The 21,034-nt window shown below is 33.9% G+C and carries 16 protein-coding genes and 1 pseudogene; 12 read left to right on the top strand and 5 right to left on the bottom strand.

What is annotated here, in order from left to right:
• Together folE and TTHT_RS09465 are read left to right on the top strand one after the other, a co-directional pair.
• Complete coding sequence (gene folE / locus TTHT_RS09470; protein ID WP_201327734.1) at window positions 1-585, top strand: GTP cyclohydrolase I FolE; 585 nt, start codon at window positions 1-3, stop codon at window positions 583-585.
• Window positions 585-1,220, top strand: coding sequence for an SDR family NAD(P)-dependent oxidoreductase (locus tag TTHT_RS09465; protein ID WP_201327733.1), 636 nt, complete (start codon window positions 585-587; stop codon window positions 1,218-1,220). Before folE ends, TTHT_RS09465 begins: the two co-directional genes overlap by 1 nt.
• Here TTHT_RS09465 and TTHT_RS09460 read toward each other — a convergent pair.
• Together TTHT_RS09460 and TTHT_RS09455 are read right to left on the bottom strand one after the other, a co-directional pair.
• A complete protein-coding gene (locus tag TTHT_RS09460) occupies window positions 1,210-1,857 on the bottom strand; it encodes a methyltransferase domain-containing protein (RefSeq protein ID WP_201327732.1) in 648 nt (215 codons plus the stop codon). The genes TTHT_RS09465 and TTHT_RS09460 overlap by 11 nt on opposite strands.
• 38 nt (window positions 1,858-1,895) lie before the next feature.
• Entirely contained in the window at window positions 1,896-4,958 is a 3,063-nt protein-coding gene (locus tag TTHT_RS09455) for an efflux RND transporter permease subunit (RefSeq protein WP_201327731.1), read from the bottom strand.
• Window positions 4,959-5,073: 115 nt separating this feature from the next.
• Between TTHT_RS09455 and TTHT_RS11055 the strand changes: the two are divergent.
• The 10 genes and pseudogenes from TTHT_RS11055 to TTHT_RS09405 form a co-directional block, all read left to right on the top strand.
• Window positions 5,074-5,646 (top strand): annotated as a pseudogene (locus TTHT_RS11055) (GTP-binding protein); the annotation flags it as partial.
• Between the two features lie 575 nt (window positions 5,647-6,221).
• Entirely contained in the window at window positions 6,222-6,950 is a 729-nt protein-coding gene (locus tag TTHT_RS09445; RefSeq protein WP_201327729.1) for a hypothetical protein, read from the top strand.
• Window positions 6,950-7,984, top strand: coding sequence for a DUF123 domain-containing protein (locus TTHT_RS09440; RefSeq protein ID WP_201327728.1), 1,035 nt, complete (start codon window positions 6,950-6,952; stop codon window positions 7,982-7,984). Before TTHT_RS09445 ends, TTHT_RS09440 begins: the two co-directional genes overlap by 1 nt.
• Entirely contained in the window at window positions 7,956-8,645 is a 690-nt protein-coding gene (locus TTHT_RS09435; protein ID WP_201327727.1) for a biotin--[acetyl-CoA-carboxylase] ligase, read from the top strand. The genes TTHT_RS09440 and TTHT_RS09435 overlap by 29 nt, the downstream gene beginning before the upstream one ends.
• Window positions 8,646-8,801: 156 nt before the next feature.
• Window positions 8,802-10,865, top strand: a complete 2,064-nt coding sequence (locus TTHT_RS09430; RefSeq protein WP_201327726.1) for a glutamine synthetase III family protein — start codon at window positions 8,802-8,804, stop codon at window positions 10,863-10,865.
• Between the two features lies 1 nt (window position 10,866).
• On the top strand, window positions 10,867-14,724 hold the full coding sequence (locus tag TTHT_RS09425) for a sigma-54-dependent transcriptional regulator (RefSeq protein WP_201327725.1): 3,858 nt from the start codon (window positions 10,867-10,869) through the stop codon (window positions 14,722-14,724).
• Window positions 14,717-15,649: an ABC transporter permease gene (locus TTHT_RS09420; RefSeq protein ID WP_201327724.1), complete on the top strand. Its 933-nt coding sequence runs from the start codon at window positions 14,717-14,719 to the stop codon at window positions 15,647-15,649. The genes TTHT_RS09425 and TTHT_RS09420 overlap by 8 nt, the downstream gene beginning before the upstream one ends.
• Entirely contained in the window at window positions 15,630-16,394 is a 765-nt protein-coding gene (locus TTHT_RS09415; RefSeq protein WP_201327723.1) for an ABC transporter permease, read from the top strand. The genes TTHT_RS09420 and TTHT_RS09415 overlap by 20 nt, the downstream gene beginning before the upstream one ends.
• Before the next feature lie 25 nt (window positions 16,395-16,419).
• Window positions 16,420-17,220: a sensor histidine kinase gene (locus TTHT_RS09410; RefSeq protein ID WP_201327722.1), complete on the top strand. Its 801-nt coding sequence runs from the start codon at window positions 16,420-16,422 to the stop codon at window positions 17,218-17,220.
• A 242-nt stretch (window positions 17,221-17,462) separates the two neighbouring features.
• Window positions 17,463-17,726 (top strand): hypothetical protein, encoded by a 264-nt coding sequence (locus TTHT_RS09405; RefSeq protein ID WP_201327721.1) that lies wholly within the window; start codon window positions 17,463-17,465, stop codon window positions 17,724-17,726.
• A 3-nt stretch (window positions 17,727-17,729) separates the two neighbouring features.
• On the opposite strand, the gene TTHT_RS09400 is transcribed toward TTHT_RS09405, so the two are convergent.
• Genes TTHT_RS09400 through rfbB form a run of 3 tightly spaced genes read right to left on the bottom strand, consistent with a single transcriptional unit; the run spans window position 17,730 to window position 20,973 of the window.
• Window positions 17,730-19,142 (bottom strand): mannose-1-phosphate guanylyltransferase/mannose-6-phosphate isomerase, encoded by a 1,413-nt coding sequence (locus TTHT_RS09400; RefSeq protein WP_201327720.1) that lies wholly within the window; start codon window positions 19,140-19,142, stop codon window positions 17,730-17,732.
• On the bottom strand, window positions 19,139-20,002 hold the full coding sequence (gene rfbD / locus TTHT_RS09395) for a dTDP-4-dehydrorhamnose reductase (protein ID WP_201327719.1): 864 nt from the start codon (window positions 20,000-20,002) through the stop codon (window positions 19,139-19,141). Before rfbD ends, TTHT_RS09400 begins: the two co-directional genes overlap by 4 nt.
• Window positions 19,972-20,973 carry a dTDP-glucose 4,6-dehydratase gene (rfbB, locus tag TTHT_RS09390; protein ID WP_201327718.1) on the bottom strand — a complete coding sequence of 334 codons (1,002 nt, stop codon included), beginning with the start codon at window positions 20,971-20,973 and terminating at the stop codon, window positions 19,972-19,974. The genes rfbD and rfbB overlap by 31 nt, the downstream gene beginning before the upstream one ends.
• Between the last annotated feature and the right edge of the window lie 61 nt (window positions 20,974-21,034).

Below are 21,034 nucleotides of genomic sequence, written 5' to 3'. Positions count from 1 at the left end.
ATGGATGAGAAAAAGAAACAGATAGAAAACCATATAAGGGAAATTCTAAAATTAATCGGGGAAGATCCTGAAAGGGAAGGGCTTGTTGATACCCCTCACAGGGTGGCAAAGATGTATTTAAATGAGATTTTTCAGGGATACTCTCAGGATCCTATAAAGATTTTGAATAATGCAGTTTTTCATTCAGACTATGAAGAGATGGTTGTTGTAAAGGATATTGACTTTTATTCAATGTGCGAACACCATTTAATCCCCTTTTTCGGGGTTGTCCATGTTGGCTATATTCCCGACGGCAAATTGATAGGGCTTTCAAAGATACCTCGCATTGTTGATATGTTTGCAAGAAGGCTTCAGATTCAGGAACAGATGACTGTGCAGATTGCAAAAACGCTTGAAGAGTTGCTTGAACCTAAGGGGGTGGCTGTCGTTGTTGAGGGTATTCACCTTTGCTCTGTTATGAGGGGGGTTAAAAAACCAAGGAATAAAATGATAACATCAGAGGTAAGGGGTGCATTCAGGAAAAACCAGAAAACAAGGGAAGAGTTTTTCTCCCACATTGACAGAAGGTTTAATTTGATAGATTGATGAAAAGGGTTTTAATTACCGGTGTTTCAAAGGGGATAGGAAGGGCTTTAGCAGAGGTTTTTTTAAAGAATAATTTTTTTGTAATTGGCGTTGGAAAGACAAAGCCTGAATTTGATTATAAAAATTTTCATTTTATATATAATGATTTTGAGAATTTTAAGGATTTTAGTATTGATTTTCCTTTAAATATTGTTGTTTTAAATTCTGGAATTGCAATTTACAAAAAATTGAAAGATGCCTCTCTTAACGATTTTGAAAAGATTTTTAAGATAAACATGTGCGGCAACCTTTTAACTTTAAAATCAGTTTTAGGTAATTTAGAAAAAGACGGGCTTGTTTCCTTTGTCTCTTCAATAGCAACACTTAATGAAAATAATTTTGAAAACTGGGGGCTTTACTCTTCTTCAAAAATTGCATCTGAAAAAGCACTAAAGGTTTTTGCGGCAGAAGAGGATTTAAAACTTTTGATTTTTAATATAGGCAGAGTTGATACTGATATATGGAAGTCTGTTAAAGGGAAAGAGGCGAATCTCCCTAAAATGAATAGGTTAGCTGTTGCAAAGCAGATGTTCAACGAAATAATGTCAGCATTAAATAATAATGATTTTTCATTTAAACAGGTAATTATTGACTAAATCTTCTTTCAACAAGGTAAACATCCATCTGTTGATAAAACCTTCCTTTATAAAAATCAAAGATTGATTTTATAACCTTTTCTATTTCTCTATTCCACACTGTTTTCTCATTTTCAGCAATTGTTTCCTGAAAAAAGTGTTCAAAATTGTCAAAAACCTTTTCCTTTCCATAGGTTTTAACCTTTGAAACCTTAAAGTTGCTTCTAATTTTGTGCAGTGTTTCCAGAACAGAAAGCCTCATCTCCCTTTCAGGAAAGACAATTGATTTAATCTTTTCGTAAGTGCCTTCCCCTATTGATGCCTCTATAATAAAAATTCTTTGATACTCTTTTTCAGTTAATTTTTCAATCAATTCTTGCTGATAATCTTTATCAATATGGTGCATTGATTGCTTAAAAACAAAGGTGTCAAATTTGAAAGGTTTAAAAGCAATCTCCTTTGCAGATGCTATAAAGAGTTTGTCTGTTACAGGCTTTTCTATCTTTATGTCAAAACCAAATGCCCTGAATTTGTTTTTGTTTAAATAGCGCACCAATTCTCCGCTTCCGCAACCTATATCGCACAAATTTTTTGATTTGTATTGCTTAAAAATGTTTTTCAGTAATTCTAACTCTCTTTCTCCCTTTACTATCTCCATATTTCCTCCCGAAATATTTTTACCATATTTTTTAAAGTTTAGAGGGATTGTTTTTCTACCTTTGCCTTTGAAAAGAAGGCAGCGGTTAGATTTTTAAAGTATTCTCCTGTTACATCAAGAAGATAGTAAAAGGTTGGGACGACAAATAAGGTCAGAAATGTTGAGGTTGTAAGTCCTCCAATTACTGTAATTGCAAGGGGGGAGTAGGGGATACCAACAAGGTTAGCCCTGCCTATTGCCAGGGGGATAAGCCCTATAATTGTTGTTAAAGCAGTCATTAAAACAGGCCTCAGTCTGTCTGTGCTTCCCTGAATAATAGCCTCTTTTCTATCCATTCCCTGTTTTCTCAGCCTGTTTATATGGTCTATAAGCACAATTCCGTTGTTTACAACAATTCCGACGAGTATTAGAATTCCTGTTGCAGCCATAGGGTTGAATATTGTGCCTGTTATGTAAATAAGCCAGTATGAGCCTATAAAGGCAAGGGGCACAGAGATTATAATTGAAAACGGCAGAATGTAAGACTCAAAAAGCACTCCCATTAAAAGAAGCACAAAGGTTGCAGCAAGGATAGCGGCATACATTGTGGAGTTGTCGGTTTCTTCAACCTCTTTGAATCTTCTCCCCTTATCCCATGAGTATCCCGGTGGAAGGTGCATTGAAGATGCTATCTTGCTTACCTTTCTTGATAATTCCATGAAGTTTGTGTCTGCATAGGTTATTTTTACCCCTAAGGTTGTATTTTTATTTCTTCTTCTAATTTGTGGCCATGCCTTTTCCTTTTTAAATTTAGTGAAAGCTTCAACAGGAAGCTGTTTTTTACCAGCATGAATTGTTATTGATTTTAATTTATTCTCAGAGTTTTTGTCTTTTTCCATAAACGCCAACTTAACATCAACCTCTCTATCCTTTGAAATGTACTTTGGAAGTGGGATTTCCCTTAAAAACCAGCTTATTGAGGATTCAACTTCAATAGGCAATACTCCCTTTTTCTGCGCTGTTTCCCTTTTTACTGTTGCAACAATTTGCTGGTTTCTCTCATCAACATCTATGTCAACATTGACTACACCTTTCAGGTGCTCAACCCTGGTTTTAAACTCTTCTGCAATTTGCATTAATGTGTTCTGGTCTTTGCCATAAAAGAATATATTTACCGTTCCGCCTTTAGAGGAAGAGTAATCCCCTCTGAATCTAAACCTTATCCCGGGGACTTTTGGAAGCATCTTCTTTACCTCTTTCATTACATCTGCAACATCTTTTTTGGCATCTTTTGAGTCTTTTAGCCAGATTGAAAACTGACACCAGGTAAGGCTTATGTAGGTTGTAATCGCTTTTATTTCAAGTTCTTTTTTCTTTTTCATAAACTTTTCTGAAAGTTTGTTAAAGAATTGGTCTCTCTGCTCTAATGTGTAGTATTCAGGAAACCTTACTCTCATTCTAACTGAACGGGGGCCCCCTTCCATATTTCCTGTTTTCTTCATATGAGTTGCAGGATAGATTGAAGACAGTATTAGCAAAGTAACAATTAAAAATAAATTTCTTTTATGGGATAGAGAGTAACTAATTGCTGTTTTGTATTTTTCTTTAATTTTTTCAATAAATTTAGAGGTTTTCTTTTTACCGTTTTGCTTTAAAACTCTTGCAGATGTGAAAGGGATTAAAATTAGAGCAACAAAGAGTGAGGAAATTAAAGCGTAAATTATTGTTGTTCCAACATTTTTCATAAACATTTTCATCATCTGGTCATTTCCCATAAGCATAGCTGGAAGGAAGACAACAATTGTGGTTAGTGTTGCAAGGGTTATGGCAAGCCCCACTTCGTTTGCCCCTTTGATAGAAGCCTCAACAGTACCTAACCCCATTCCCTTAAGTCTGTCTATGTTTTCTGAAACGACAATTGAGTTGTCAACAAGCATTCCCACCGCAAGCATTAGCCCCATCAAAGATAATAAATTTAATGAGCCTCCTGAAAAGTAAAGCCAGACAATTGCCATAAACAGGGAGAATGGAATTGAAAGGGATACAACAGTGGTCAGTCTAAACCTCCTTATAAAGAAGAATACAATTAACATTGCAAGCAATCCGCCAATTAAGCCTGAGTTTTTTAAATCATTCAGAGAGTTTTCAATTGTTTTTCCCTGGTCCCACAGAGAAAAGTATTTAAAGCCTTTAAAACGCTTGTCTGTTGAAAATATTTTTGCAATTGCTTTATTTACTTTTCTGCATACATCAACAGTATTTGCCCCTGATTCTTTAAAGATATTTATTGTAATTCCCTCTTTGCCGTTAATTCTAAATATAGAGGTTTTTTTGGGTTCTTTGTAAGAAACCTTTGCTATGTCTTTGATTTTCAGGTTCTTAATCCCAATGGGCAGGTTTTTTATCTCATCAAGGTTTGTAAACCTTGCATTAACAATAAGGTTGTTTTTCTTTCCTCCTTCAATTACATAACCACAGGACATTAAGAAATTGTCTTTCCTTAACTTTGAAACAAATTGATAGAGGTTTAGATTGTGTTTTTTCAATTTCTCAGCATCTATTTCTATGTAAATCAATTTTTCAGTTAAGCCGTTAAAATCTATTTTAGCAACCCCGTCAATTCTTTGAAGGTAAGGTTGCAGAACATCGTTTATGAGAAAGTATGTGTCTTTTGAGTTTTCAGGCGGTTGAATGGCGAAGGCTAATATTTCCATATCGTTGGGGTTCCATCTTCTTATAAAAATCCTGTCAACTTCATCTGGAAGCTGCGGCCTTACTCTCTCAATTCTGTCTGAAACTTCCTGATATGCCGTTGCCATATCAATTCCCTGATTAAATTCAATCCAGAAAAAAACGCCGTTTGTTGAGCTGTTTGAGTTTAGTGTTTTTATTCCCTGGATGGTGGATAATTCGTCTTCAACAGGTATTGCAATCTGGTTGAGCACCTCATTGGGGTTTGAGGAAGAGTATGGGATATTTATCCAGAGAAAGTACCCTGAAAAATCGTCGGGGAGCATTTTTAATGGTATTTTAATATAGGCAATAACACCGAAAATTATTATGACAATTAAGAGCATCAGTACTGTAATTGGTTTTTTAACGCTAAATTCAGGTAAACTCATTCTTCCTCCCTCTTGTTTAAAACGGATAAATGTTATTTTTGTTTAATAATAATTAGATTTTTTTGTTTTTTTTATTAAAATTTTATAAACAGGTTAATTACTGGAAAGGTGGTTTATGGTTTCTTTTAATTATCAGGCCAAAGAGGTTGCTATTAAAATTGTTTATTATGGCCCTGGTTTATGTGGGAAGACCACTACTTTGCAGTACATCTATAACACCCTTCCTGATAATAGTAGAGGCAAAATGATATCACTTGCCACAGAAACAGACAGGACTTTATTTTTTGATTTTCTCCCTATTCAATTAGGGAAATTAAAAGGGCTTGAAACAAAGATTCAATTGTACACTGTTCCAGGGCAGGTTTTTTACAACCAAACAAGGAAGCTTGTTTTAAAAGGGGTTGATGGGATTGTTTTTGTGGCAGATTCACAAGCAGGAATGCTTGAGGCAAACAAAGAGAGTTTGCAGAATTTAATTCAAAACCTTGAATCTCTGGGAATGGATTTGAAGGATATCCCCCATGTAATGCAATATAACAAAAGGGATTTACCGAATTTAATAGATGTTGAAACATTAAATAAAGAGTTAAATATTTACAATGTCCCCTATTTTGAAACTTCAGCAATAACAGGGGAAGGGGTAATTGAGACTTTAAGGGAAATTGTAAGATTAACTTTGAAAAAAATTACTGAAAAATACAATGTTGAGATTGAATATATGGTTGAAGACGAAAGTAAAGAAGGTGAAATAGTTAAAGAAAAAGATGAGCCAAAAGAGAAAGAAATTGAAAAGCATGAGAAAGAAGAGAATGAGGTTAAGCTTGAGCCGGAAGAAATTTCTGCCGAAGATTTAGCAGAAATGGATACAGATATAGATTTTTCTGTTGATATTGATGATAGGATAATCGGAGAAGACAACACTGAGGCAATTGAATCTGTTGATGAACTTGATGAAATAGACGAGGTAGAAGAGGTTATTGATGATGAAAGCATTGAGGAATTAGAAGATGTTGAGAAAGAAGAATTAACAGAAATTGAAGAAAGTGAATTTAACACTCAAAAGATAGACAGCGAGGTAATTGAGGATAGGCTTGAAACCCAGGAATATGATTATAGTGAGATTGAGGTTGAGGCTCCACGGGTGGTTAAAGCTGATAACGGCTATTTTGTTCCCATAAATATTAAAATTCCCGAAGGTATGGAAGACGAAGTAAGAATAAACCTTGATTTAAAGATAGAAATAAAGAGAAAGAAGAGGGGTTGATGGATTTTAAAAAGGCATTTATTTCAGTTTCAGTAGCTTTTTTTACTGTAATAATTGATATACTTTTCAACACAATGTATGTTTTCCCCATTGCGGTAATTATTCTTCTTTCCTATTACCTTATGAAATATTTTGAAGAAGCAAAGGAATTGAAAAAAGAGTGTGAAACAAAAGAGGAAGTATCTTTAGATGATATTCCCTATTGCAATGTTAATTTTTTTAAATCTATTTTAAAGAAAAAGATAAGGGATTTTGAAAACAACAGGTTTCTTGTTAATTTTCTCAATAAAAAGGTTAAAGAATTAAAAAACAAGGTTGTAGACTATGTTGAAATATCCCTTGAAAATCTCAGCAAGCATTATAACCTTACAGAGGCTTTATCAGGTAAAATTTTTGCAAAAAAGGGATTTTTTGAGGACAGGTTAAAAGAGTTTTTTGATTATCTGGATAAAGAGGGGATAAAATACTCTTATAAAATAGAGTTTGAAAAGGATTTTTTCTGTAAAGGGGTGATGCCTGTTTTGATTGAAGTTAATTTTCCTGATTTGAATTTGTCTGAAAGACAGATTGAAATTATACTTGTTGGAGAAAAATATAAAGGCAAGATAAAAATTGTTGAAAAACTTTTTGAACTTAGAACAGTTGTTGAGAATGCAGGTGGTTTTTTTGCAGTTATAAAAGAAGATGGCATTAAGGTTTTCTTTGGGTTTGCTGGTTCTATTGATTGATGAATAAAGGAATTTATTTAATAATTGCTTTTCTTTCTGAAAATATTAACCTTAAAACTAAATCAAAGGTTTTTCCCCTTAAAAAAGGGTATTACTACTATTGCGGTTCTGCAATAAATGGTTTAGCTGCAAGAATAAAGAGGCATTTGAAAAAAAATAAAGAAAAAAAGCACTGGCATATTGATTTTTTACTTGAAAAGGCAGAGATTATTCTCATCAATCCATACATTGTTGGTGATAACTCTCTTGAACATATACTTGCAGATATTTTAAAAGAGGATTTAGTTTCAATTAAAGGTTTTGGATGCGGAGATTGTAAATGTGAAAGCCATCTTTTTTATTCAAAAAAACTTGTTGCAAAGCCATATTTAAAGATTTTGTTTCAAAAGCATATTGAAAAAGTTGTTGAAATTTTACTTGATTTGTACAGGGGGAAAGAAACACCTGTTGAAAAGTTTAAAACTCCATGGGAATTGCTCGTTTCCTGTATTATTTCTTTAAGGACAAAGGACGAGGTAACTGCAGTGTCTGCTGAAAGGTTGTTTAAAGAGGCTCCAACACCTTATCATTTAATGAAGTTATCCCCTGAAAAAATAGGGGAGTTGATATATCCTGCTGGTTTTTATAAGACAAAGGGTAAGAATTTACAAAAGGTGGCAGAAATAATCGTTAAAGAGTACGACGGAAAGGTGCCTGACAACAAGGAGGATTTGTTAAAACTGCCAAATGTTGGGATAAAAACGGCAAACCTCGTGCTTGCAAACGGTTTCGGTCATTACGAAGTCTGTGTTGACACTCATGTGCATAGAATTTCAAACAGGCTTGGCTTTATTAAAACAAAAACCCCGGAAGAAAGTGAAAAGGTTTTAAAAAATATTCTTCCTAAAAAGTATATAAGAGAGTACAACGGTTTACTTGTAAAGCACGGCCAGAATATTTGCAAACCGATAAGGCCTTTATGTGATAGGTGCCCTTTAACAAAACTCTGCATGTTTTATCTGAAAAATGAAGATAGTAAAACTAAAAAAAGTTGATTCCACAAATAAAGAGGCATTCAGGTTTCTTGAAAAATACCCTTTTGTGGTTGTAACTTCAGACATTCAAACAGCAGGCTATGGAAGAAACAACTCTAACTGGCTTTCAGTTTCTGGAAATATTCACCTCTCAATAGGAAAAATTACAGATATAGAATCTTTAAAATACCTTTCTGTAAAGGTTGTCTGTGAAGTTTTTGATTTGTTTTCACGCTATGTATCAGGAGAATTAAAAATTAAATGGCCTAACGATATTTTATTAAATGGGAAAAAGATAGCAGGAATTTTGATTGAATCAAGGGTAAAAGGGAATATTGCAAAGGTTGTTATTGGAATTGGTATTAATTTTAACTATGCACCAATTGAGGGTAGTGAATCGTTAAAGGGTAAGATTTCTATTTCTAAAGATAAACTTGAAAGCCTTATTATTAAAAAACTTTCTTCTGTGTTTGATAGCAAACCTAATAATGAAATTCTCTTTTCAACAGTTGAACAGAATTCATACTTTAAAAAAGGTGATTTAATAAGTTTAAATTCTGGAGAGAAAACATTAAAAGGAGTTTTTAAAGGATTTACACCTGATTTTGCAATTGTAATTGAGCATGAAGGTAAAGAAGCTATTTTTTACTCTGGAGAGGTTAAAAAAGTCAGGAAAAATTGATATAATCCAATCATTAGAGTTAAAAAATTAAAAAGGGGGGGTAATGAAATTTTTTGCAATTTTAATAATTTTGTTGTTTTTATTTTCAGGGGTTTCCTGTGGAAAAAAGCTTGACCCCATTCCTTCCTCAAAAACTTCCGTTAATGAGGTTCTAAAATGAAGGTTTCAGAAATTTACGGCATTCTTACTTTTAATGAAAAGGTGATGAAAAATAAGCTCTCCTATGAGGTTTACAAGCGTTTTAAAAAGACTATTAAAGAAGGGGAACCTATTACAAAGGATGTTGCTGAATGTATTGCTCATGCACTAAAAGAGTGGGCAATTGAAAACAATTGCACCCATTATACCCACTGGTTTCACCCCCTAACAGGGCTTACTGCTGAAAAGCATGATGCTTTTTTAACATTTGACGAAAATTTAATGCCTATTGAAAGGTTTTTGGCTGATGAGTTAATTCAGGGAGAGCCTGATGCTTCCTCTTTTCCAAGCGGTGGTACAAGGTCTACCTTTGAAGCAAGGGGATATACAGCCTGGGACCCTCAAAGCCCTTGCTTTATTATTGAAGGGAAGAAAACAAATACACTGTGTATCCCTTCTGTTTTTCTTTCATATAACGGAGACTCCCTTGACAAGAAATCAATTCTTTTAAAGTCTATAAAAGTTCTTGAAGAATCAACAAAAAAACTACTTGAGGTATCTGAATTCCCTGTACCTGAAAAGATTTCTATAACAACAGGCCCTGAGCAGGAGTATTATCTGCTTGATAAAGAGGTTTACAGAAAGAGGGAAGATTTAATTATTACCGGCAGGACTTTAATAGGTGCTAATTCTGTAAAAGGCCAGAAGCTTGAAGACCATTACTTTGGTAGCATTCCAGATAGGGTTAAGTATTTTATGGAAGATTTAGAGCTTGCATTGTACAAATTAGGGGTTCCTGCAAAAACAAGGCACAATGAGGTGGCCCCCTGCCAGTTTGAGCTTGCTCCAATATTTGAGGAGTTAAATATTGCGGCAGACCACAATCACCTTGTTATGATTATGCTAAAAAAGAAAGCGGAAGAGCACGGATTTTCCCTGCTTCTTCACGAAAAACCTTTTAAGGGGTTAAATGGTAGTGGAAAGCACAACAACTGGTCAATTGCCGATAACAGAGGGGTGAATTACCTTTCCCCTGGCAAGAACAAAGAGGAGTTTTTAAGATTTCTTGTATTCTTTGTTGGGGTGATAAACGGGGTATACAACCATCAGAAATTTATAAGGGCTTCTGTTGCTTCAGCTGCGAATGACCATAGATTGGGAGGAAATGAGGCGCCACCTTCAATTATCTCTGTTTTTGTTGGTTCTGCATTAGGGGAGGTGCTCGAAAATTTAAAGGAAGGAAACTTTGTTGAGCCTAAACATTCAAAGACACTGGAGATTGGTTTATCATATCTTCCACAAATAACAAGGCATAATACGGATAGAAACAGGACATCACCTATTGCATTTACAGGAAATAAGTTTGAATTCAGGGCAGTAGGCTCTTCCCAGCCTCTTGGTTTGCCAAATACAATTTTAAATGCGTCAGTGGCAGATAGCTTCAATGAGATAAGTGAGTTGATAAAAGAAGAGAAGGCAAAAGGCAAAAACAGGGAAGAAGCTATACTTATTGCATTGTCTAAAGTTTTAAAAAAGTGCAGCAAAGTAATCTTCAATGGCAATGGGTACAGTAAAGAGTGGCAGATTGAGGCTGAAAAAAGAGGGCTTGCTAATTTAAAAAACACTCCAGAATCTTTGAAAAACTCCTTTGCAGATGCTGAGGAAAGAAAATTCCTTATTGACTTGGGGATAATGTCGGAAAGGGAGTTAAACGCAAGGTTAAATATTAAGTATGATCAGTATTCAAAGATTATTGATATTGAGTCAAGGATGCTTGTAAAATTAATAAAAAAGTATGTGAGAACTGCTGCTTTGAAGCAGATTGATATGTTTTCTAAATTTGATTTCTTAAATTACTCTGAGTACATTAAAGCAGTAAAAACAATGGAAGAAAAAACAGGGCTTTTAATTAATGAAACCCAAAACTTTGAGCCAATGGAAGGGGAGAGAAAGGCATTTTTTGCAGCAAACACAATTTTACCTCTAATGAACGAATTAAGAGAAATTGTTGATTTTTTAGAAACTGAGACAGACAAGTCTATATGGCCTCTCCCTGACTATGACTCTATGCTGATACTGTAAAATGATTGACTATCTGTTTTTTGATTCAAACAGATTATTAGAGGGCAAAAGGTTAGAGAAAGGCAAAAGGCTTAAGTTTGAAACAGCGGTTTTCTTTGCCAAGCAGCTTGTAAATGCCGGTTTTTATTACAAGCAAATAGGGTTAATGCCTGATTCTTTACTTCCTGAAAATCTTTTTGTAACAGAAGACAACTTTCTCTTTGTGAATGAAAAAACAATAGATTACAAAGACTTTGAAGAGTCAAAGTACTTGTCTAAAATAAAAGAGTTTTTTTACTCTTTGATATTTGGGGATGAGAATTTTGAAGGAAAGTCCCTTCAACCTTATTTAAAAAACTATTCACAGAAATTTACAAACAGTATTGACAATATAGCTCAACAGGGGAATTCGCTTGTAAATTTGCTATTTGTTATTGATGAGATTCAACCTGTTAAAGTTGATAAAGTTGATAGGTTTGCGCATTTCAGGATTGGAACCTCTTTCTTTGAAAATGTTTTTAAATCAACTCAAAATACTGTTTTCTGGATTTTCCCTTTTAGCCATATTGTTTCACCCTTTCTTTATTTTTTAGGGGGAGATTATTCAGGGTTAGAGATAAGGGAAAGTGTTCCATTTGGAAGCTATAATAGATTTGCGGAAAAGTTTTTTTATTTAAACCTTCCTCAATACTCTCCTGAAAAACTTGCCGATGTTGATTTAATGTGGAAAAGGGTAAAACCTTTGCTCAAAAACATTGGAGAAGATATTGCCTATTTTGAATTGGGAGAAAATATTGACAGTTTTTCTTTAGAGATTTTTGAGAAAATTTCAGAAGAAATAAAAAATTTTAAAGTTATTGTTTTTGAGAAAAAACCTTTTGCTAAAGCCTATAATAAGCTTCTGAAAAAAGGGAAGGCAGCTATATTTAACCCTCCCCTTTCTGGAGAAATAGGAATTATTAATTATATTTATCCTGAGTACTCTTTTCAGCAATTTTTAAGCAGGCTAAACAGAGAATCAGAAAAGCTTTTTATCCCATTTCTTTATTTGCTTGAAAAAGGTTATTTTTCAAAGAGGGAAGAAGTCCTTGATTCACTGGGATTAGACAAAAAAGAACTGGAGAATTTAAGAAAACTGAAGCCTGATCTGATTTTGCAAAAAAAAGGTTTTTTTGAAAAAAATGTTTGTAAATTCCCTTTAGAGAGAAAGCCTGTAACTGATAAAGAAATTGAAAATATTATCTTGAAAGCAGAAAAAGGGAATTTAAAGTCTTTGATTGAAAGTAAAGATTTTTTGAAAAAAAACAAATCAAAAATAGACCTTGCTGAATATGTTGAGAATAGAAAAAACTTTTCCAATTCGGTAAAGGGCTTTTTCTGGTATTGTGCCGATAATTTTAAAAAAGCTTTAAGCTTCTGGGATAAAGAAAGAGAAAAGATTTTATATCCATATATAGTTGAGTCTCTATTTTTTCTCAATAAATTTGACGCTCTTATTGATTTTTGTGAGCAAAATAATTTTTTCTCTTCATTTTACAATCTGGTTGTGGCATTAAAGGGGAAAGATGTAAAAGGAGTTAAGGTTGACGGCTATTGTGCTTTGGAATTTGCTTACAGAAAAAGGGATTTTGAGTCTTTAAAAAGGATTTTACAGCAGATAAAAAAGAAGGATGCAACATATTACAGATTCAAGGCTATAGTAGCATATTTTGAAGCTCAAAAAGACTTTAAAACCCACTTTGATAAAGCAATCGAGTTTGCACAAAGTGAAAATAACTTTCTGGAACTTGCATTAATTTACAAACATTACGGTAATGCAATGTACTATACAGAGGATTTTTTTAGGGCAAGGGATTATTACCTGAAAGCTTTAAAAATTGCTGTGGATATTGATAATGAAGGAATATTTGAAGATGTTGAATACAACCTTGCGCACATAGATGTTTCAATGTGCGAGCTTGACAGAAGTTACAGGTATTTTTTAAAACTTTATTTGAGAGAAAAAAATACTGACCATTATAGAGAGCAAATTTACCTATTAAAGGCTCTTGCTAAAATAAATGCCTTTGCTTCAAGGGGAAAAGAGGCGGAAAAATATTTGTTAAAAGCTCTGGAAATTGCTGAGATACACGGATTAAAATCAGAATTACCTCAAATTCATTTTGTGCTTACAACTGTTTATCAGGATTTGAGAGATTTTGAAAAGAGTGAGTACTACCTCTCTTTGTTTGAAAAAGAGAGTAATATTGAACTTTACAAAAGAGAAATCACTTATAAAAAAATAGAACTTTGTTATTACAAAGGTGATTATGAAAAAGCAAGGAAATACTTTAAAATCTGGGAATTAAAGGGAGAGGACAAACTCCAGCCATATCTTTACAGGTGGTTTGAAATACTTCTTTTCAAAAAAAACCTTGCTGAAGTTTATGATTTTTACAGAGAGGTTGAAAATTGTCCTTTAAGGCACACTGTTTACCTGATTAAATCCGAGTTAATAAAAAGGTTTTCCAGATTGATTTTTGTGCTTGACGAGGAAACTGTTGAAAGAGATTATTCAATTGTAAGGCATTTTAATGATGAGTTTGCTTCAACTTTTAGAGAAGCAATTGTAAGAAAAAAGAAAGCAAGGTTTGATTCAAACCTTTTTGCAATTCTAAATCAGGTTTTTGAACATTCTGTAAAAGGTGAAGTTTTTACCCTGAGAAAAGTACTGGAAGAATTGGCTAAGTGGCTGGGTTTAAACAGAATTGAAATTATTCCTTACCAGGAAGATCTGGAAAAAGAGTGGTTATTTGTTTTGGCAGACAGGGGAAAACAGGTATGCCTTATTTCAGACACTGAAGTTGATGACGAGTTTTTTCCTTTGTTAAAGTTTGTTTTAGAGATAATTGCAACGCATGTAAAGTTTATATATACAGGACAGGACACATCATCCTATTCTTATAGGTGTGATTTTCTAAATGAAATTATAGGTAAAAGTGATGTTATAAAGAAGCTAAAAGAGAGTATTTTAAAAGTTGCAGATTTTAATGTACCAGTCTTAATAGTAGGAGAAAGTGGGACTGGGAAGGAGCTTGTTGCAAGGGCTTTACATTATTGTTCAAAGAGAAGGAGAAATAGATTTATCCCTATAAATTGTGCTGCAATTCCTGCAAATTTACTTGAAAGCGAGTTGTTTGGGTACGAAAAGGGGGCTTTCTCAGGTGCTGTTAGTTCGAAAAAAGGTTTGTTAGAGGTTGCTGGAGATGGCACTGTATTCCTTGATGAGATAGGGGAAATGTCTCCCCTTTTGCAGGCAAAGCTTTTGAGGGTTTTGCAGGAAAGAGAGTTTACTCCTATAGGAAGCACAAGGGTAAAAAAGGTTAATGCAAGGTTTGTTTTTGCCACGAACAGAGATTTGAAAAAGCTTGTCAAGCAGGGAGAATTCAGGGAAGATTTATACTTCAGAATTGCAGCTTACAATATTCAAACCCCCACTTTAAATGATAGACGAGAGGATATTCCTCTTCTTGCTGAATACTTCCTCAGAACAAATGAAGCGGGAAGAGATAAATCATTTTCTTACAATGTGTTGCAGGTTTTAAAGAATTATCAATACAAAGGAAATGTCAGGGAATTACAGAATATTATTACTGGGGCTTTAATTTTATCAGGTGATAACCCTGTTATTGATGTTGAGCATTTGCCTGAGTATGTAAGGCCTTCCGAAATCTCTTTTAAGGGTAAATTGAAGGAGGCTGAGGAGGAATTTAGAAGGAAATTTATAAAAAGCACCATAGAAAGATGTAATGGAAACCTTACAAAAGCAGCAAGAGAATTGGGTATTACAAGACAAAGGCTTCACCAGCTTTTAAAAAAATTAGGTATTGAAAATGATTGAATATGCAATAAAAAGAATAATTTTTTCAATTCCAACAGTTTTGGCTGTGGTTTTGATTGTTTTTATGTTAATCCACCTTGCCCCAGGAAATCCTGTAGACATTTTAGTTGGGGAAAACGCTTCAAGCGTAATGAAAACAAGGATTGTGAAAGAGTATGCCCTTGATAAACCAATTATTACTCAGGCAGCTTTTTTCCTTAAAAATGTTTTTGTTAACGGTGGAGGTAATTCTATTTACTACAATAAACCATGTTTTTCAGTTATTAAATCAAAGTTTAAAAATACACTTTTTTTGGGGATTGTAGCATTTTTGATAGCTATACTTTTATCTTTTTCCCTGTCTTTTCTATCGGTTAGATTTCATAAGGGGATTATTGACAAAGTTATTGTGTTTTTTGCAACAATAGGGATGTCTATCCCCTCTTTCTGGTTAGGGATACTTCTGCTGTTAGCGTTTTCAGTGAAATTAAAAATTTTTCCAGTTTCAGGAACGGGAGGTTTTTACCATGTGTTTCTCCCTGCGTTAACCCTTTCCTTTCCTATGGGAAGCTATTTAATACATATATTTAGAAATGAACTTTTAAACCAAATAGACAAAAGGTTCACTGTGGCACTTAAAACAAGGGGAATAAGAGAATATCTTATTTTTTTCAAGCACATTGTTAAAAATGCATTAATCCCTGTTGTTACTGTGTTATTTCTTCAATTAGGTTTTCTCTTAACAGGGGCGATAATTACAGAAACAATTTTTTCCTGGGATGGGATAGGGCTTCTTTTAATAAAGGCGATAAATATCAGGGATTACCCACTTGTACAATCACTGGCGATTTTTATTGCTATTGTTTATATTTATTCAAATCTTATAGGTGATTTCCTAATAGGAGTTCTTGACAGGAGAGTGAGTTTTGAAAAGAGGGATTTATAGGTTTCTATTCTTTTCAATTTTAGCTTTTTGCGTAGTTGGTTTTCTTTTAAAGCCAGATTACTATTCTGTTGACCTTTCTTCAAGGTTGTTTTCTCCTTCATTCAGCCACCCTTTTGGCACCGATTATTTAGGAAGGGATTTACTCTCAAGGGTCTGTTTGGGAGGGTTAATTTCATTTTCAATATCCTTTATTGCCGTTTTAATCTCTCTTGTTGTTGGATTTACAGTAGCCTTCTTTGCCTCGGTTAAAGGCGGGTTTATAGATAAAATGCTTGTTTCATTGATCGATATTTTTCAATCTTTCCCGGGAATGCTTCTTGCTATAGTTTTTGCTGCATTTTTTAAGGGGGGTATTTGGGGAGTAATAATTGCTTTAAGTGTTTCTGGATGGGTAGGGTTTGCAAGGTTATCCAGAGGGTTGATAGTCTCAAAACTGAATGAAGATTACTTTATCTATTCAATAGCATCAGGAGAAAGGGTATTAAAAGCTGTTATCAAACATATAATACCCAATATCAAAACTCCGTTGCTTGTACAAATTCTCCTATCTTTTGCTGGGGCTATAATTGTTGAGGCTTCATTAAGTTTTCTGGGGATAGGAATTAAGCCCCCTCTGCCTTCGTGGGGGAATATAATTGCTGATGGGAAAGAGTTTATTCTTGTGGCGCCTTATATATCTGTTATCCCTGGTGTTTTTCTGACACTTTCTGTTCTTTGTATAAAAAATTTTCTAAAAATAGATTGATTTAGTATTAAAAAAGTTAAATAATATGAATATGAACGGAATTGTTATCGCATTTTTAATAAGTTTGTTTTTAAATGCTGTGTTGATAATTGTTTATTTCAGAACAAAGAATCTCATTTTATCTGAAAAGGAAAAAACCGAGAACCAAAAAAAATACCTTGAAATGTTTGTCCACGACATGAAAAATCCTCTATCTGCAGTTAAAAGTGCCCTTGAAATTGCAAGAGATGAGGAGATTAATGAGAGGGAAAGGAAAAAATACTTAAACATAGCCCTTGATTCAGTAAACAGGGTTTTCACAATGATTTTGAACGCCCTGGATATTGCAAAGTATTCAGGGAAAACCTTTAAAATTAACAAACAACCTGTAGATTTGCCCAATCTTGTAGAGGAGGCAAGGGAGACTTTTCAGATAGCACTTGAGCTTGAAAAAAAGGAAATAGTATTTTACCCTCCACAGTCCTTTGACACTGTTTACATTGATAGGGAAATAATAAAAAGAGTGCTGGAGAATCTGATTGCAAACTCTCTTAAATACACTGAAAAGGGAAAGGGCAGAATTGAAATATCCGTTTCTATGAACAAAGATAAAAAGTTTTTTGAAATAAAACTTATAGACAATGGGCAGGGGATGGAAGAAGTAGACCTTGAAAAAATCTTTGAAGAGTTTGTTCAATTAAACCCTGTTTCTTCAAGAAATGAATTAAACAAAGGAATTGGGCTTGCTTTCTGTAAGCTTGCTGTTGAGGCTCATGGTGGTGAGATAATTGTTAATAGTAAAAAGGGAGTAGGCACTGTTTTTATTGTCAGGTTGCCGGTGAAATAAAATGTTTAATTTTCCAGAAAGTGATAAAAATATAAAAAAATGTGCAATATGTGGGATAACTGAAAAAGAAACAATTACATTAAAAAAGTGTCCCATCTGTTTTAAATATTTTTGCAGAAACTGTGCGTACAATATGGGTGGAAGAGAGTTTTGCTCTAAAGAATGTGCCCATTATTTCTTCTTTGGAGAGGAAGAATAATTTTTTTAGTATTAGGTTGACTGATAATAAATAAGGAGGAGTTATGACACCTGTTATTTATTATCTTGTGTTAACTGTTTTGATTATACTTTTAGCCATATTGAATTACTTCTTTTCTAAAGATAATGACAGTCCCTTTAGAATGCCTTCAAAATCCTGGGCTATAATTTTTATTTTAATAGTGATTGTAGGCTTTAACTCATTTCAATCAGGCAGGCTTTTACATTTTGTAATATTCTTATTGATAACATTAATTGTAGCTTTTTTTACATCCTATTTAGGCTACAAATCAAAAGGAGATGTTTAAGGTTTACTCCCTCTTATAATCGTCCTCAATTCTTACAATGTCATCTTCAGTTAAAGGGAATCCTACCTGAATTTCAATAATTTCTAAGTCCTTATCAGTCGGGTTTTCAAGCCTGTGTTTTTCTCCAATTGGAACATAGACACTTTCGTTTTCTTTTATAAGCATTACAGCATTGCCTATTGTTACCTTTGCCTGGCCTGTAACAACAACCCAGTGCTCGCTTCTGTGTTTGTGTAATTGAAGAGATAACCTTCTGTGCGGTTTTACATAGATTTTCTTAACTTTGTATCTTTTGTTTGACGCAAGAACGGTAAAACTTCCCCATGGCCTGAAAGTGGTAATGTGGCTTTCAACAATTTCACTGTTTTTTTCTTTAAGGATTTTTACCGCTTCTTTTACTTTTGAGGAGCTGCCTTTATTTGAGATAAGCACTGCGTCTTTTGTGTCCACCACAATTAAATCGTTAATATCTATTGTTACCATTGATCTGCCTTTTGAAGTAATTATTAAGTTGTTTTTTGAATCTATATTTATTAGATTTTCTGGTTTATAGACAGTGTTATTGTTCTGGTCTTTTTCGTGAATTGTATAAAGTGAGTCAAAGCTTCCCACATCGGACCAGTCAAAGGAAGCAAGTCTTGTAATTCCCCTGTCTGTTTTTTCCATAACCGCATAATCTATACTATTTGCCGGGATTTTTTCCATCAATTCCCTTTTGAACCTTATAAGGTTGCCGTTCATTTTGCTGTCAAGGAATGTTTCTTCGCATGCCTTATACATTTCTGGCTCAAATTTTTCAAGTTCATTTAGATAACTTTTGATTTTAAAAGCGAATATCCCGCTGTTCCACAAAAAGTTTCCCTTTTTTAAGTATGCTAAAGCAGTTTCTTTCTCCGGTTTTTCGTGAAATTTAACTGTCTGGTAAATGTTTTTTTCCAGTGTTTCTCCTGTTTCAATATAACCGTAATCGGTATTTGGAGAGTCTGGCTTAATACCAAAGGTTAAAATTTTATTGTCGCTTAGATACTTAATTGAAGCTTCAAAATCTTTTTTATAGTTTTCATTGTCCGTTATTAAGTGGTCTGATGGGGTTACAATTGCAATGTCTTCTCCCCTTAAAAGCATTGATGCAAGGCATATTGCCGGAGCTGTATTCCTTCCAACAGATTCAATAACAAACAAAACCTTGTCTTCCATGTTGATTTCTTCTAATTGTTCAAGGGCAAGAAAGTACTGGCTGTCATTTACAACAACTATGGTTTTGTCTGTAAATTCCTTGTGCCTTAAAATTGTTTGCTGGAAAAAGGAATAATGCCCGTTTAGTTTAAGGAATTGCTTTGGAAGTAAGGTTCTGCTTATTGGCCATAGCCTTGTTCCACTTCCCCCTGCAAGCACAATATTTACAATTTCCCTCATTCTATCTCCTCTAAGTATTTTTTTAAGTCCTTGTCCCATTGTGGAATATCAATCCCAAGGCTTTTGCTTATAAAACTATTGTCCATTGCTGAAAATTCAGGCCTTTTTGCCTTTAAATTGAATATGCTTGAATTAACCGGTTCTATATTATTGCTTAAGTTTAAATATTCTTTTATTTTTAAAGCCCATTGATACCTGGAAGCATAGCCTGAATTTGTTAAATGAAATAAGCCTGTTAATCCCTCTTCTATTGCTTTAAGAGATTTTTTTGCAATTGTTTTTGCATAGGTAGGGATTGACACTTCGTTTTCTGAAACTTTCAAATTCTTGTTTTTTTTAGCCCAGTTTAGAAATTTAGCAACAAAGTTGTTACCTCCTTCTCCGTAAACCCAGCTAACTCTGAAAATTAAAAAATTCTCGCAAATTTCTTTAATTTTTTTCTCTCCCTCTAACTTTGTTTTTCCATAATAGTTTAACGGATTAGGGATGTCTTTTTCAATGTATAAAGCCTTTTTATTGCCGTCAAAAACATAATCTGTGCTATAGTGCACAATTTTACATTTAATTCCCCTGCATACTTTTGCAAGGTTTTCAACGCCAATTGTATTTACTGAATAGGCTTTTTTCCTCTCCTCTTCCGCTTTATCAACAAAGTTGTATGCGGCACAGTTAATAACAAAATCAGGGTTTATCTCTTTTAATACTGTGTTCACCTTATTAAAATCTGAAATATCAAGTTGTTTTTTATCAAAAGCAAAAAAATTAATGTTTTTTAAGGAAAGCAGTTTTATAAACTCTTTTGCAAGTTGACCATTTTTCCCGGTAATGATTATTTTTGCTTTTTGTAAACCTTTTCCCATAGCCTTTCTAAATCTTTCTTTTTATCCATAAGCCAGTTGATATTTTCAAGGTTCCACTTAACTGTTTTTTCTATCCCCTCTTCAAATTTGATCTTTGCTTCCCATCCAATTTCTTTCCTTATTTTTGAAAAATCAAGGGCATACCTGAAATCATGGCCTGGCCTGTCTTTTACAAACTCAATTAAAGAGTGGGGTTTGCCCATTAAGTCAAGTATTGATTTTACCACTTCAATGTTTTTCTTTTCCTCTCCGCTTCCAATGTTGTATATTTCCCCGTCTCTTCCTCTTTCTGCAAGTGATAAAATTCCTTCTGCACAATCTGTTACAAACAGCCATTCTCTAACATTTTCTCCCCTTCCGAAAACCGGGATTTTCTCATTGTTATATGCTTTTAAAATTACAACAGGGATAAGTTTTTCAGGGTATTGCCAGTAACCGTAGTTGTTTGAAGCCCTTACTGTAATAACAGGAAGTTTGTAAGTTCTGAAGTATGCTCTTCCAAGCATATCCTGTGATGCTTTTGAAACAGAGTAAGGGGAGTTTGGGTTTAAAGGGGTTGTTTCAAAAAATTTCCCATCTTTCCCCAATTCACCGTAAACTTCATCTGTTGACATATTTACAAATTTTTCAACTCCATATTCTTTTGATGCATCAAGCATATTTTGAGTGCCTATTATATTTGTTTTTAGAAAAAGGGATGGGTCTAAAATGCTTCTATCCACATGGCTTTCTGCCGCTAAGTGTAAAACAATGTCCGGTTTTTCAGTTTTGAAAATATCAAAAACCGCTTTCCTTTCAGTTGTGTCTGCTTTGTAAAATTTGATTTTATCCTTTATTTCCTGAAGCCTTGTAAAGTCTCCAGCATAGGTTAGAGCATCAATTACAATTGTTTTATATCCCTTTGAAACGGTTATCTTTGCAAGTTCAGCGCCTATAAAACCTGCTCCGCCGGAGATTAAGACCTTTTTCATATATCACCTCTTTAGGGGATTTGATAACTCTTTTAAATCCCGCAATTTTAAAAGGATACAG

The sequence above is a fragment of the Thermotomaculum hydrothermale genome (assembly GCF_016592575.1).
Taxonomy (GTDB): Bacteria; Acidobacteriota; Holophagae; order Thermotomaculales; family Thermotomaculaceae; genus Thermotomaculum; species Thermotomaculum hydrothermale.
Note: the sequence above shows the minus strand (reverse complement) of the source record. Positions and strands in the feature narration are given on the sequence as shown.

What these genes read in the sequence shown, in the direction of transcription:
- TTHT_RS09400 (WP_201327720.1), bottom strand. Translation starts at nt 19,142, where the DNA reads ATGAGGGAAATTGTAAATATTGTGCTTGCAGGGGGAAGTGGAACAAGG.
- TTHT_RS09435 (WP_201327727.1), top strand. Translation starts at nt 7,956, where the DNA reads ATGAAGATAGTAAAACTAAAAAAAGTTGATTCCACAAATAAAGAGGCA.
- TTHT_RS09405 (WP_201327721.1), top strand. Translation starts at nt 17,463, where the DNA reads ATGACACCTGTTATTTATTATCTTGTGTTAACTGTTTTGATTATACTT.
- TTHT_RS09430 (WP_201327726.1), top strand. Translation starts at nt 8,802, where the DNA reads ATGAAGGTTTCAGAAATTTACGGCATTCTTACTTTTAATGAAAAGGTG.
- TTHT_RS09465 (WP_201327733.1), top strand. Translation starts at nt 585, where the DNA reads ATGAAAAGGGTTTTAATTACCGGTGTTTCAAAGGGGATAGGAAGGGCT.
- rfbB (WP_201327718.1), bottom strand. Translation starts at nt 20,973, where the DNA reads ATGAAAAAGGTCTTAATCTCCGGCGGAGCAGGTTTTATAGGCGCTGAA.
- TTHT_RS09410 (WP_201327722.1), top strand. Translation starts at nt 16,420, where the DNA reads ATGAATATGAACGGAATTGTTATCGCATTTTTAATAAGTTTGTTTTTA.
- TTHT_RS09455 (WP_201327731.1), bottom strand. Translation starts at nt 4,958, where the DNA reads ATGAGTTTACCTGAATTTAGCGTTAAAAAACCAATTACAGTACTGATG.
- rfbD (WP_201327719.1), bottom strand. Translation starts at nt 20,002, where the DNA reads ATGGGAAAAGGTTTACAAAAAGCAAAAATAATCATTACCGGGAAAAAT.
- TTHT_RS09420 (WP_201327724.1), top strand. Translation starts at nt 14,717, where the DNA reads ATGATTGAATATGCAATAAAAAGAATAATTTTTTCAATTCCAACAGTT.
- TTHT_RS09440 (WP_201327728.1), top strand. Translation starts at nt 6,950, where the DNA reads ATGAATAAAGGAATTTATTTAATAATTGCTTTTCTTTCTGAAAATATT.
- TTHT_RS09460 (WP_201327732.1), bottom strand. Translation starts at nt 1,857, where the DNA reads ATGGAGATAGTAAAGGGAGAAAGAGAGTTAGAATTACTGAAAAACATT.
- TTHT_RS09425 (WP_201327725.1), top strand. Translation starts at nt 10,867, where the DNA reads ATGATTGACTATCTGTTTTTTGATTCAAACAGATTATTAGAGGGCAAA.
- folE (WP_201327734.1), top strand. Translation starts at nt 1, where the DNA reads ATGGATGAGAAAAAGAAACAGATAGAAAACCATATAAGGGAAATTCTA.
- TTHT_RS09445 (WP_201327729.1), top strand. Translation starts at nt 6,222, where the DNA reads ATGGATTTTAAAAAGGCATTTATTTCAGTTTCAGTAGCTTTTTTTACT.